Source organism: Halalkalicoccus jeotgali B3 (genome assembly GCF_000196895.1).
In the GTDB taxonomy this organism is placed as follows: domain Archaea; phylum Halobacteriota; class Halobacteria; order Halobacteriales; family Halalkalicoccaceae; genus Halalkalicoccus; species Halalkalicoccus jeotgali.
Window position 1 is genome coordinate 367,321 of sequence record NC_014297.1, and the last position, 12,853, is coordinate 380,173.

Annotated in this window: 13 protein-coding genes; 11 read left to right on the forward strand and 2 right to left on the reverse strand. The window is 64.8% G+C overall.

Translation table 11 applies throughout. From position 1 onward, the window contains the following. Positions 1-120: 120 nt before the first annotated feature. The 8 genes from ahaH (at position 121) to HACJB3_RS01885 (ending at position 8,384) form a co-directional block, all read left to right on the forward strand. Positions 121-453, forward strand: a complete 333-nt coding sequence (gene ahaH, locus HACJB3_RS01850; RefSeq protein ID WP_008418526.1) for an ATP synthase archaeal subunit H — start codon at positions 121-123, stop codon at positions 451-453. Next, positions 440-2,683: a V-type ATP synthase subunit I gene (locus HACJB3_RS01855; RefSeq protein ID WP_008418524.1), complete on the forward strand. Its 2,244-nt coding sequence runs from the start codon at positions 440-442 to the stop codon at positions 2,681-2,683. The genes ahaH and HACJB3_RS01855 overlap by 14 nt, the downstream gene beginning before the upstream one ends. Positions 2,684-2,829: 146 nt before the next feature. After that, positions 2,830-3,093 (forward strand): F0F1 ATP synthase subunit C, encoded by a 264-nt coding sequence (locus tag HACJB3_RS01860; protein WP_008418523.1) that lies wholly within the window; start codon positions 2,830-2,832, stop codon positions 3,091-3,093. Between the two features lie 21 nt (positions 3,094-3,114). Further along, entirely contained in the window at positions 3,115-3,696 is a 582-nt protein-coding gene (locus HACJB3_RS01865) for a V-type ATP synthase subunit E (protein WP_008418521.1), read from the forward strand. Beyond that, positions 3,693-4,772 (forward strand): V-type ATP synthase subunit C, encoded by a 1,080-nt coding sequence (locus tag HACJB3_RS01870; protein ID WP_008418519.1) that lies wholly within the window; start codon positions 3,693-3,695, stop codon positions 4,770-4,772. The genes HACJB3_RS01865 and HACJB3_RS01870 overlap by 4 nt, the downstream gene beginning before the upstream one ends. Then, positions 4,769-5,095 (forward strand): V-type ATP synthase subunit F, encoded by a 327-nt coding sequence (locus tag HACJB3_RS01875; protein ID WP_008418518.1) that lies wholly within the window; start codon positions 4,769-4,771, stop codon positions 5,093-5,095. The genes HACJB3_RS01870 and HACJB3_RS01875 overlap by 4 nt, the downstream gene beginning before the upstream one ends. 35 nt (positions 5,096-5,130) lie before the next feature. Then, a complete protein-coding gene (locus HACJB3_RS01880; protein ID WP_008418516.1) occupies positions 5,131-6,894 on the forward strand; it encodes a V-type ATP synthase subunit A in 1,764 nt (587 codons plus the stop codon). Next, positions 6,894-8,384, forward strand: a complete 1,491-nt coding sequence (locus HACJB3_RS01885; RefSeq protein WP_008418514.1) for an ATP synthase subunit B — start codon at positions 6,894-6,896, stop codon at positions 8,382-8,384. The genes HACJB3_RS01880 and HACJB3_RS01885 overlap by 1 nt, the downstream gene beginning before the upstream one ends. Before the next feature lie 73 nt (positions 8,385-8,457). Here the strand turns inward: HACJB3_RS01885 and HACJB3_RS01890 are convergent, their stop codons facing one another. Further along, entirely contained in the window at positions 8,458-9,432 is a 975-nt protein-coding gene (locus tag HACJB3_RS01890; RefSeq protein WP_008418512.1) for a DMT family transporter, read from the reverse strand. A gap of 178 nt (positions 9,433-9,610) precedes the next feature. Between HACJB3_RS01890 and HACJB3_RS01895 the strand changes: the two genes are divergently transcribed. Genes HACJB3_RS01895 through HACJB3_RS01905 form a run of 3 tightly spaced genes read left to right on the forward strand, consistent with a single transcriptional unit; the run spans position 9,611 to position 11,573 of the window. After that, complete coding sequence (locus HACJB3_RS01895) at positions 9,611-10,399, forward strand: helix-turn-helix transcriptional regulator (protein WP_008418510.1); 789 nt, start codon at positions 9,611-9,613, stop codon at positions 10,397-10,399. Between the two features lie 49 nt (positions 10,400-10,448). Next, on the forward strand, positions 10,449-11,135 hold the full coding sequence (locus tag HACJB3_RS01900; RefSeq protein ID WP_008418509.1) for a V-type ATP synthase subunit D: 687 nt from the start codon (positions 10,449-10,451) through the stop codon (positions 11,133-11,135). A 42-nt stretch (positions 11,136-11,177) separates the two neighbouring features. Next, complete coding sequence (locus tag HACJB3_RS01905; protein ID WP_008418507.1) at positions 11,178-11,573, forward strand: DUF6276 family protein; 396 nt, start codon at positions 11,178-11,180, stop codon at positions 11,571-11,573. A 13-nt stretch (positions 11,574-11,586) separates the two neighbouring features. On the opposite strand, the gene prf1 is transcribed toward HACJB3_RS01905, so the two are convergent. After that, positions 11,587-12,828, reverse strand: coding sequence for a peptide chain release factor aRF-1 (prf1, locus tag HACJB3_RS01910; RefSeq protein WP_008418505.1), 1,242 nt, complete (start codon positions 12,826-12,828; stop codon positions 11,587-11,589). Positions 12,829-12,853: the final 25 nt, after the last annotated feature.

Consider the following 12,853-nt stretch of genomic DNA (forward strand, 5'->3'; position numbering starts at 1 on the left):
TCGACCCGATAGCAGGTTCCGCCGGGCAATGCCGTCGATTCGAGTCTTCCAGGACCGGACGCGCCGTAGTTTTCGCAACTCCCTTATAGCCCGTCATGCAACCTTCCTCCTGATTACAGTATGCCGAGGCCAGAGGTTTTAGACCGGATCAAAGAGGCCGAAGCTGAGGCCGACGAGATCGTCGCCGAGGCCGAACGCGAGCGCGAACAGCGCATCGCCGAGGCCCGCGCCCGAGCGGAGGAGATCCGCGAGGAGGCCCGCGAGGGGGCGAGCGATCTCGCCGAAACACGCCTCGCGGAGGCCCGCGAGGAGATCGAGACCGAACGCGAGCGGATCCTGACGCGAGGCGACGAGGAACGCGAGGAACTCGAGGCCCGCTCGGCCGAGCACAAAGACGAGGTCGTCGAGTTCGTCGTCTCACGGTTCGAGGAGGCGGTGCATGCTCAGACCTGAGCGGATGAGCAAGGTCTCGGTGACCGGCTCGAAACGCGTCATGGACGAGGCCATCGAGACGATCCACGGGCTCAACCTCGTCCACATGGTCGATTACGACGACCGGTGGGCGGGCTTTCGGCCCGGCGACCCCGCCGACGAGGCCGAATCGATCTCCGAGAAACTCGTGACGGTCCGCTCGATCGAGAGCATCCTCGACGTCGAGGAGGAGGACGGCGGTCCGAGCCGGATCGTCACCGACGAGGAGATCGACGCCGAGATCGAGGACGTACGCGGGCGCGTCAACGAACTCGACGATCGCCGGGTCGCGTTGCGAGAGGAGCGCCGCGAGATCGACGACCGCCTCTCCTCGGTCCGTCCGTTCGCCGCCCTGGGGATCGATCTGGACCTGCTGTCGGGCTATGACTCCCTCGAAACGCGGGTCGTCGAGGGAAACGAGGCCGCGATCGAGGAAGCGCTCTCGTCGGCCGAGGGCGTCGAGGAGTTCGAGACGTTCGCCGAGGAGGGCGTCGTCGCGATCTTCGCCCACCCCACGGCGGGCCACGAGGACGTCCTCGAGGACGCGCTCGTCGGCCTCGAAGTCACGCCGCTTTCGGTCCCCGACGCCGAGTCGAGTCCCGAGGAGTACGTCGCCGACCTCGAACGCCGCAAGAGGGAGATCGACGAGGAGCTCTCGGAGCTCGACGGCGAGATCGAGGAGCTGAAACTCGACGTCGCGGGCTTCCTGCTCGCGGTCGAAGAGCAGCTCACGATCGACGTCGAGAAGGCCGAAGTCCCCCTCTCGTTCGCGACGACGGACCGCTCCTTTATCGCTGAGGGGTGGGTCCCGACCGAGCGTTACGGCGACCTCGAAAGCGCCCTCGAGGCCGACCTGGGCGAGCACGTCGAGTGCGAGGAGCTCGAACGGGTCGACTACGACGACGTCGCCTCCGGGCACGGCCACGCCCACGGCGAGGACCCCAGCGACGCCGGCGACGGCGATCGCCAGTCCGCGACCGCGGCCGACGGCGAGGGTCAGTCCGCCGAGGTTCGCCCCGACGGCGGGCGAAGCGCGAGCGAGTCGAGTATGCACGGCGACGAGCCGCCGGTCGTTCAGGACAACCCCGGCTACGCGAAGCCGTTCGAGTCGCTGGTCAGCATCATCAACCGGCCCAAGTACTCCGAGTTCGACCCGACGATCTTCCTGTTTCTGACGTTCCCCGCGTTCTTCGGGTTCATGATCGGGGACGTCGGCTACGGCATCCTCTATATGGCGATGGGCTACGGGCTCTATCGGGGCTTCGACAGCGACATGCTCCGCAGCCTGGGCGGTATCGGCATCTGGGCCGGTATCTTCACCTTCGTCTTCGGTATCCTCTACGGTGAGATATTCGGCTTCCATATCATCGCCGACGTGCTCTGGGGCGGCTCCGCGCCCATCCACAAGGGACTCCAGCCCTACCACGGCAACTGGGCGTTGGGCTGGCTCGTCCTGAGCCTCCTGATCGGCATGCTCCACTTGGCGATCGGGTGGGTCCTGGACTTCGTCGAGAACTACCAGAGCCACGGCTTCGGTGATGCACTCGGTGAGAGCGGCTCGTGGCTGCTGATGCTCTTTGGCGTCTGGGGGTGGATCTTCGCCGGCACACCTCCCTTCGGCGCCGCACCCAGTCTGCTGTACGGTTCCGAGAGCGTCTTCGCCGGCAATCCGTTCCCGCTTGGCTTTGCTGGCTTCCCGACGGTAGTCGGCTTCGTGGGCCTGGCGGCGTTCTTCGCCGGCCTTGTCCTCTTGGTGCGGGCAGACCCCGTCGAGGGCGTCGAGTTCCTGAACGTCTTGGTCAACGTCCTCTCGTACACCCGGATCGCCGCGGTCCTGCTGGCGAAAGCCGGAATGGCCTTCGTCGTCAACCTGCTCGTCTTCGGCGTCTTCGTGGTCGGGGAGGGCGAGGAGGCCGAGTGGCACTTCGGGACCGGCCACGCCCCGAGCTACTACCTCGAACAGGGGACCTACCACGGACACGAAGTCACCGAGGTCATGTTCGGCGGTCTGTTCCACTCGGGCGTCGGCGGCATTCTGGCGGGCATCCTCATCCTCGTCGTCGGCCACCTGTTCGTGCTTGTGTTGGGTGTCACGAGTGCCGGCCTGCAGGCAGTCCGTCTGGAGTACGTCGAGTTCTTCGGGAAGTTCTACGACGGCGGCGGGGAGAGCTACGAGCCGTTCGGTCACGACCGGTCCCACACGACCGAGTAGCTCCCCAGCGGACTCTCTCGAGTCCTATGCTACAAGTTTACGTGGAGTACAGCGGATCTGCGCCGTCTTTTTTAACAAGTTTTATGATGGCACTGGGGCGAACTACGGACTGTTCGGGTACTGAAACCCACCACACGAGATCCATCATGTACGAAATCGCCAACGCACTCGCGGACGCAGTTGTACTGCAAGCAGAGACCGGCGGCAGCCCGGCTATCGAGAACACGGGGCTGGCGGCGCTCGCGGTCGGACTGGCGGCGCTGGGTGCGGGCTACGCGGAACGCGGCATCGGCAGCGCGGCGATGGGCGCGATCGCGGAGGATCGAGATCTGTTCGGTCTCGGGCTGATCCTGACAGTCCTGCCCGAGACGCTCGTGATCCTCGCGCTGGTCGTCGTGTTCGTCGCCTGAACACCCCCTTTCCCTTCATCAATGAGTTTAGAAACGGTCGCAGAGGACATTCGGGAGGAAGCCCGCGCGCGGGCCCGCGAGATCGAAGCGGACGCCGAGGAACGAGCCGAGGCTATCGTCGCCGAGGCCGAGGCCGACGCCGCGGAGATCGAAGCCGAGCGAGAGCGCGAGGTCGAACGCGAGATCGCCCAGGAGCGCGAACAGCGCCTCTCGAGTGCGAACCTCCAAGCCAAACAGAAACGCCTCGAAGCCCGCCGAGACGTCCTCGAGGACGTCCGCGAGCGGGTCGAAGCGGAGATCGCGGGGATCGAGGGCGAGCGCCGCGAGGAGCTTACGGATGAGTTGCTCGCCGCGGCCGCCGAGGAGTTCGACGAGGACGCATCGGTCGAGATCTACGGACGGGCCGACGACGAAGCGATGATCGCGGCGCTGCTCGAATCGTACGACGGCTACGAGTTCGCCGGCGAGTACGACTGTCTGGGCGGCGTCGTCGCCGAGAGCGAGGCCTCGCGGGTCCGTGTGAACAACACGTTCGACTCGGTGCTCGAGGACGTCTGGGAGGACAACCTCAAAGAGGCCAGCACCCGTCTGTTCGAGCAATGAGTCCGAGAACGCGCACGATCGGGAGTTCGAACCCGGAGTACGTAAACGCCCGCGTTCGGGCTCGCCGCGCCGCGTTGTTCGACGAGGAGGAGTACCGCAAGCTGGTCCGGATGGGACCGAGCGAGATCGCCCGGTTCATGGAGGAGACCGAGTACGAAAGCGAGATCAACGCGCTGGGCGCACGCCACAGCGGCGTCGACCTGATCGAATACGCCCTGCATGCGAACCTCGCAAAGCACTTCGACGACCTGTTGGACTGGGCCGAAGGACGACTGTACGAGTTCATCGCGAACTACCTCCGGAAGTTCGACGCCTGGAACGTCAAGACGGTGATCCGCGGGATCTACGCCGACGCCAATCAGGAAACCATCGAGGCCGACCTGATCCGCGCGGGCGAGCTCTCCGATCGGGAGGTCGACCGCCTGCTCGAGGCGCGTTCGATCGAGGACGTCGTCGACCAGCTTCAGGGGACGATCTTCGGCGAGCCCCTCGAAGCGGCCTACGAGGACTACGAGGCGACGAACACGCTCGTCCCCCTCGAGAACGCCGTCGACCGGACCTACTACGAACACATCCTCGACAACGTCGGGTCGGTAAGCGGCGAGGCCGACGATCCGGTCACCCGCTACGTCGAGTTCCTGCAGGCAGAGATCGACTTCCGGAACGCCAGAAACGCGCTGCGGCTGGCGCGCACCGGTGCCGATATCGACCCCGGCGAGTACTTCATCGACGGCGGGACGCTGTTCGAGCGCCGCGAGATGTCGACGCTCGTGACCAACCGCGAGGAGTTGCTCGCCCGGATCGAGGAGAGCACCTACGGCAACCGGCTCGATGAGGCGCTCGTGGGGCTGCGCGATGCCGAAGGCGAGAGCCTGATCGCCTTCGAGCACGCGCTGGATACCGCGCTGTCGGCGTACGCAGACCGGCTCGCGAACCGCTACCCGATGACGATCGCCTCCGTGCTGTCGTACATCCTCGCAAAGGAGCGCGAGGTCGACAACATCCGGGCGATCGCCCGCGGGCGGGAGGCCGGACTCACAGAGGAGGAGATCACCGAGGAACTGGTGATACTATGAGCCAGGAGATCGCCGCGATCGGCAGTCCAGAGTTCACGACCGGCTTCCGACTGGCCGGGGTGCGCGTCTTCGAGAACGTCCCCGACGACGAGAAGGAGGCCCAACTCGACGAGGCCGTCTCGCGCGTGCTCGAACGCGACGAGGTCGGCATCGCGATCATGCACGAAGACGACCTCGAGTACCTCTCGCGGAACCTCCGACGGGATGTCGAGACGAGCGTCGAGCCGACGTTCGTCATGCTCGGGGGCGGTGCGGGAAGCGGCGGGCTGCGCGAGAAGATCAAACGCGCGATCGGTATCGACCTGATGGACGAGGACTCCTAACTACTCTATTCCCTATACTACTACCACACAACACAATGAGTCAAGCAACACAGACCGACATCGACGTCGTCAGCGAGGGTCGGATCGAGAGCGTGAGCGGTCCCGTCGTGAGCGCTACGGATCTCGACGCCCGGATGAACGACGTCGTTTACGTCGGCGAAGAAGGACTGATGGGCGAGGTCATCGAGATCGAGGGCAACGTCACGACGATCCAGGTCTACGAGGAGACCTCGGGTATCAGCCCCGGCGGCCCCGTCAAGAACACCGGCGACCCACTCTCGGTCGACCTCGGACCCGGCATGCTCGACACCATCTACGACGGTGTCCAGCGCCCGCTCGACGTGCTCGAATCGCGGATGGGCGCCTTTCTCGACCGCGGGGTCGACGCACCGGGCATCGACTTGGAGAAGACCTGGGACTTCACCCCCGAAGTAAGCGAGGGCGACACCGTCGAACCGGGTGACGTCCTCGGGACGGTCCCGGAAACCAAGAGCGTCGACCACAAGGTGATGGTCCCGCCCGATTCGGAGGGCGGCGAAGTTACCGCGATCGAGGCCGGCGAGTTCGACGTCACCGAGACCGTCGTTACCCTCGATTCCGGCGAGGAGATCGCCATGCGCCAGGAGTGGCCGGTCCGAGAGGCCCGCCCCACGGCGAACAAACGCTCGCCGGATCGCCCGCTGGTGACCGGCCAGCGCGTCCAGGACGGCCTGTTCCCGCTCGCGAAAGGTGGGACGGCGGCGATTCCCGGTCCCTTCGGCTCCGGAAAAACGGTGACCCAGCAGTCGCTCGCGAAGTTCTCGGACGCCGATATCGTCGTCTACATCGGCTGTGGCGAGCGCGGCAACGAGATGACCGAGGTCATCGACGACTTCCCGGACCTGCCGGACCCACAGACCGGCAACGCGCTGATGGCTCGGACCTGCCTCATCGCGAACACTTCGAACATGCCCGTCGCCGCGCGGGAATCCTGTGTCTATACCGGGATCACCATCGCGGAGTTCTATCGGGACATGGGCTACGACGTCGCGCTGATGGCCGATTCGACCTCACGATGGGCCGAAGCGATGCGCGAGATCTCCTCGCGACTCGAGGAGATGCCCGGCGAGGAGGGCTATCCAGCCTACCTCGCCGCACGTCTCAGCCAGTTCTACGAGCGTGCGGGGCTGTTCGACAACCTCAATGGCTCGCAGGGCTCGATCTCGGCGGTCGGCGCAGTGTCGCCGCCGGGTGGCGACTTCTCCGAACCGGTCACGCAGAACACCCTGCGGATCGTCAAGACGTTCTGGGCGCTCGACGCGGACTTAGCCGAACGGCGGCACTTCCCGTCGATCAACTGGAACGAGTCCTACTCGCTGTATAAGGACCAACTCGACAGCTGGTTCGTCGAGAACGTCGCGGGCGACTGGCCCGAAACCCGCCAGTGGGCGGTCGACGTCCTCGACGAGGAGAGCGAGCTCCAGGAGATCGTTCAGCTCGTCGGCAAGGACGCCCTGCCCGACGACCAGCAGCTCACGCTGGAAGTCGCACGCTACCTGCGCGAGGGCTTCCTCCAGCAGAACGCCTTCCACGACGTCGACCAGTTCTCGCCACCGGAGAAGTCGTATCTAATCTGGAAGGCGATCAAGACGTTCAACGACGAGGCCTTTGCGGCGCTCGAAGCGGGCGTGCCCGTCGAGGAAATCACCGCCATCGACGCCGCCCCGCGGCTCAACCGGATCGGAACCCAGGAGGACTACGAGGCGTACGTCGAGGACCTCCAGTCCGACATCGAGGACCAACTCAGGGAGAAATACTGATGAAAGAGTATCAAACCATCACCGAGATCAGCGGGCCGCTGGTGTTCGCCGAGATCGACGAGCCCGTCGGTTACGACGAGATCGTCGAGATCGAGACGCCAAGCGGCGAGGTAAAGCGCGGTCAGGTACTCGAATCCGAGAGCGGCATCGTCGCGATCCAGGTGTTCGAGGGCACGACCGGGATCGACCGGAAGGCCTCGGTCCGGTTCCTCGGCGAGACGATGAAGATGCCCGTCACCGAGGACCTCCTCGGGCGGGTGCTCGACGGCTCGGGCAACCCCATCGACGGCGGTCCCGAGATCGTCCCCGAGGAACGCCAGGACATCGTCGGCGCGGCGATCAACCCCTACGCGCGTGAGTACCCCGAGGAGTTCATCCAGACGGGTGTCAGCTCGATCGACGGGATGAACACTCTCGTCCGGGGCCAGAAGCTGCCGATCTTCTCGGCGTCGGGCCTACCCCACAACGATCTGGCACTGCAGATCGCCCGGCAGGCGACCGTGCCGGAGGAAAGCGCAGAAGACGAAGCGACCGACGAGCCCGGAAGCGAGGAGGCCGACGACGGCGAACTCGGCGAGGGCGCCGACGATGAAGGCTCGGAGTTCGCAGTGATCTTCGGCGCGATGGGGATCACAGCCGAGGAGGCAAACGAGTTCATCGACGACTTCGAGCGCACCGGTGCGCTGGAGCGCTCGGTCGTCTTCATGAACCTCGCGGACGACCCCGCAGTCGAGCGTCAGGTCACCCCGCGACTGGCACTCACGACGGCGGAGTACCTCGCCTTCGAGAAGGGCTATCACGTGCTCGTGATCCTCACGGACATGACCAACTACTGTGAGGCGCTCCGTGAGATCGGCGCGGCTCGCGAGGAGGTCCCCGGCCGGCGTGGCTATCCCGGCTACATGTACACCGACCTCGCCCAGCTCTACGAGCGGGCGGGCCGGATCAAAGGTCGGGAGGGTTCGGTTACGCAGATCCCGATCCTGACGATGCCCGGAGACGACGACACCCACCCGATCCCGGACCTCACGGGGTATATCACCGAGGGCCAGATCGTGATGGATCGGGACCTGAACAGTCAGGGTATCGAGCCGCCGGTGGACGTCCTGCCGAGCCTCTCGCGGCTGATGGACGACGGGATCGGCGAGGGGCTGACCCGCGAGGACCATGCCGACGTCTCCGACCAGATGTACGCCGCCTACGCGGAGGGTGAGGACCTGCGCGACCTGGTGAACATCGTCGGGCGCGAAGCGCTCAGCGAGCGGGACAACAAGTTCCTCGACTTCGCGGATCGCTTCGAGAACGAGTTCGTCCAGCAGGGCTACGACACCAACCGCGACATCAGCGAGACCCTCGACATCGGCTGGGAGCTCCTGGGGATGCTCCCGAAGACGGAGCTCAACCGGATCGACGAGGAGCTCATCGAGCAGTACTACCCCGAAGACGAGACCGACGAGGCCGAAGCCGTCGGCGTCGAAGCCGACGACTGAGGACGTCCGTTCGGTCGATATCGATTTTTGTGACCACGTATCCGGGGAGCGTCGCGTCCCCTCGAAATACCGATCAGTCCCCGTCGTTCCAGCGGTGATCGCGGCCCGCATCGAACGCGTTCGACTGCTGGTGGGTCGACAGCCTGCGTCCGAGCTGCTCGCGGTTGATGAGCGCGAAGCCCGCGAACACGACGAGGAAGCCGGCGACGGTCGTCACGGTGATCGCCTCGCCGAGAACGGCCCAGCCGCCGATGGCGGCGACGATCGGAACGAGGTAAAAGGTGAGGTTCGCTCTGGTCGCGCCGATCTCGTCGATGAGGCCGAAGTACGCCATGTACGCGAGCGCACCCGAGAAGACGGCCACGTAGCCGAGGGCGATGACGCTGGTGGCGTTCCACTCGATCGCGGCGACCTGCTCGCCGCGCACTCCGGCCAGCAGGTGACAGAACGCCGCACCGAGCGGCAGGCCCCACGCCGTCCGGGCGGTGCTTGGCATCGTCGCGTCGACCCGCTTGATGAGCACGCCACCAAGCGCGACCGCGACCGCGCCGACGAGGAGGATCGCGTGGCCGATACCGGCACTTGCAAGCAGGCTCGTGGGGTGTAGCTCCATGACGACGGCGACGCCGCCGAGCGCGACGGCCATGCCGATGGCTTCGACTACGTCGAGGCGTTCCTCGGAGAGCAGCAGTGTCGCGAACACCGGGGTCAGGATCGGGTTGAGGCTGAAGACGACCGAGGCGACGGCGCTGGTGACGTACTGTTGGCCGAGGAAGATCATCGCGTTGGCGAGCCCGATCGTCAGGAGGCCTGCGGCGGCGATCCCCGCGAGATCGGCGCGCGTCTTCGGCAGCCATCGCTCGCGGGGAACCGTCAGGAAGACGTAGCCGAGCAACACGACCGCCGCGATGTCAAAGCGAAGCGCAACGAACAACAGTGGAGGCATGTACTCGAGGCCCGCCTTCGCCGCGACGAAGGTGCCGCCGAAGAACACCGCCGTCGCGAGGAAGGCGACGACGCTGCGGGTCGTCGAGTCTATCGTCCCCACCTCCGTGATCGACCGACGAAACGAACCATTCTGACTCGAAGTAGGTCGCTCACGCATTTATATATGTCCAGAAATAGATTCAATAAGTGATCAGAGAAACACGACCCAGTCAAATACTATCCGATGAATCGATTTCACGGTACGAAACCGTTTTGTGCCGTTGCCGTTCAGGATGCGTATGGAGTCGGCGCTCGCAGAGATAGAGTTTCTCGCCCTCTCGTCGAACCGCGTCGCGGTGTTGGAGGCGCTCACCGAGGGGGTCCACACGCGAAGCGAGCTCGCCGACGTGACGGGTGCCTCTCAGCCGACGCTGGGGCGAATCCTCCGCGACCTTGAGGAGCGGCGCTGGATCGCCCGGACTGACGGCGGCTACGAGGCGACGGCGACGGGTCGCATGGTCGCTGAGGGAATGACTGATCTGCTCGCAATCGTCGAAACGGAGGCGAAACTCCGTCCCGTCGTGGAGTGGCTCCCCGCCGAATCGATGGACTTCGACCTCGGGCGGCTTCGCGACGCGACGATCACGGTCCCGAGTCGAACGCGCCCGAGCGCGCCGGTAAAACGGGTAAACGAAACGCTCAGACGGGCCGAAGACGTTCAGGTCTGCTCGCACGCGCTCAACGAAGGAACGCTCGAAACTGTCCGCGAACGGGTCGTAAACGGCCAGCAGCGGTTCAAGGGTGTACTCTCACGAACGGCGATCGACGCACTCGCCGAGGACGACTCCCTCCGGGCTCGCCTCCGTGAACTCGTTGCCGCCGAGGATGCGACGATCCGAAGCCATCCCGAGGAGATCCCCATCGCGGTCACGGTCGCCGACGGGCGGGTGTACCTTTTAGTACGCGACGACGACGGCGTGTTGCAGGCGGCGGTCGACACCGACGACCCCGACGTGGTCTCCTGGGCGGAGTCGGTCCATGAGCGTTACTGGTCGGCAGCGTCGCCCGTCGAGCCCGACACGCTCTAGGCCGATCGACTGAAAAGGATTAACAGCGTTCGCGTCTAACCCCCGCGTAATGGCCAAGGACGTCAAACCGACTCGGAAGAACCTGATGGCGATCGAGGATCGCATCGACCTCTCCGAGCGCGGCCACGACACGCTGGAGAAGAAACGCGACGGGCTGATCATGGAGTTCATGGACATCCTCGATCAGGCCCAGGACGTTCGGTCGGACCTCGACGACGACTACGAGCGCGCCCAGCGCACCCTCGACATGGCCCGCGCGATGGAAGGCGACGTCGCGATCCGTGGGGCGGCCGAAGCGCTCAAGGAACACCCCGAGATCACGCTTCAATCGAAGAACATCATGGGCGTGGTCGTCCCGCAGATCGAGTCCACGCGGGTGAAAAAGGGCCTCGATCAGCGTGGCTACGGCGTGCTCGGCTCCTCGGCGCGGATCGACGAGGCCGCCGACGCCTACGAGGAGCTCTTGGAGACGATCATCCTCGTCGCGGAGGTCGAAACCGCGATGAAGAAGATGCTCGACGAGATCGAAACCACGAAACGCCGCGTCAACGCCCTCGAGTTCACCTTGCTTCCCACGCTCTACGAGAACCAGGAGTTCATCGAGCAGAAGCTCGAAGAACAGGAGCGCGAGGAGATCTTCCGCATGAAGAAGATCAAGGACAAGAAAGAACGCGAGGAAGAGGAGGCCGAAGAACCCGACGTCACCGAGGGCGCGCCGATCCCAGCCGACGACTGAGCCCGTCGCCCCGTTTTAGTTCCCTCCTCTCCTCTCGGTTTCATGGACTGTGCTACCTGCGGCGGCGACACCCTGCTCGTTTCCGCACCCGATCTCGGTGCGTACCTGCCGGGCGAGCCCGAGACCGTCTCCGTCTGTCGGAGCTGTCTGTCCGTCGCGCCCGCCGAGACCGAGCCGACCGACGACCGCACGGCCGTCGCGGCCCTCTCGACCGGGCTGCCCGACGATCCGGATACCGCGCTGGCGCTCGCGCTGTTCGTGACGCTCTGTGAGTCGCTCGCGCTGTATCGCTCGGAGATCGAGGTACTCGTGGAACGAATCGAGCGGGCGGGCGTCGATCCCCTCTCGGCGCTCGACTACTTGCAGGAGGATCCCGCACTCGACCTCGCGCTCGACGTCGAGCGCCGTCGTCACCAGCTCGTCCAACTCCTCGACTGATCGAAACGCGTGTTTAGACGCCGGTTTCGTAGCGCAATATTCCCGCAATACCCCCAAAGGCGTCGTAGAGCTGTTCGCCCTTCTCGAAGTCAGTCGAGATGAACTTGGGTTCGGTGCCGCGCTGTTCTGCGATCGCGATCAGGTGCTCGATGACGTCCTCGCGCTCTTTGACCTCGGCTTCGGTGCCGTCTTCGCAGGTGTGTTCGGGCGTCGAATGGCGCCCATCGACGATCTCGTACTCGTCGGTGTCACCGCAGTCATACACGACGACGTCCTTCCGGAGGTCTTCGCTGATCAGTAGGCGGTCGACCGACCCCATCACGAGGTTCCTGCGGGTGGCCTCGAAGCCGTAGGTCGCAAGGCCGCCGTCGTGAAGCTGTTTGAAGAACTCCTCCATCTGATTCTTGTCCTTCATCACCTCGGCGTCCGCAAGCGCGTCCTCGGCGGCGTCTACGAGGTCGTACAGGCCCGACTCGTCGGTGTAGGAGACGTCGAACTTCCCCAGGACCTTGTCCTGGAGCTCGTGGTGGAGGTAGTCCCCGTCGAGGAACTCGTCCTTCGTTGGCGAGGGCCCACCCACCAGCACGCCTTCGAGGTCGTGGCGCTCGGGGACGAAGAGGTCGTTTGCCATCCCCGCGACCTCCTGATAGAAGTTGTCGATGGCTTCGAGGCGAAGGCGGGCGAATCGCTGTGCGGACTGGCCACCCTTCCGTTGCTTACCCGGTACCAGCGAGGAGGCGCTTTTGACGGGCTCGACGCGCTTGCCTCTGAGCCACCCGACGTTTGCCTCCCGGCGGTCGAGGACGACAAGTCCATACAAGCCTTGGTCGGCGAGCATGTGCTCTAAGGGCTCGGTCAGGAAATCCGAATCGCAGTGATAGCGGAATGACTCGACGGGCTGGGGCGGGTTCTCGAGCACCCGGGTGATCATCTCGGTCTGGCCGCCGCCCGAGTTGACCGCGCCCGAAAACAGCACCATTCCGTTTTCGGGTGGGTAGGTGTCGTAGTATTTCAGGCGGTCCTTGATGCTCGTCAGGGCGTCCTGGACGTTCGTGCGTGTCTGTTTGGACTTGATGTTCGAGGCTTCCGAGTGCTCCTGGGTGACGTGGGCGGCCACGTCGGAGATCTGGCGGTCGTCGGGGACGTAGATCGTCACGAGTTGGGTTCCCGAGCCCTCGAACTCGTTGAGCTCCTCGATCACCCGCCGGAACTCGTATTTCTTCCTGTCGGACTCCTCCGTGTCCTGACTGCTCATTGGTTCATATAGCCCGTCCAGCCGG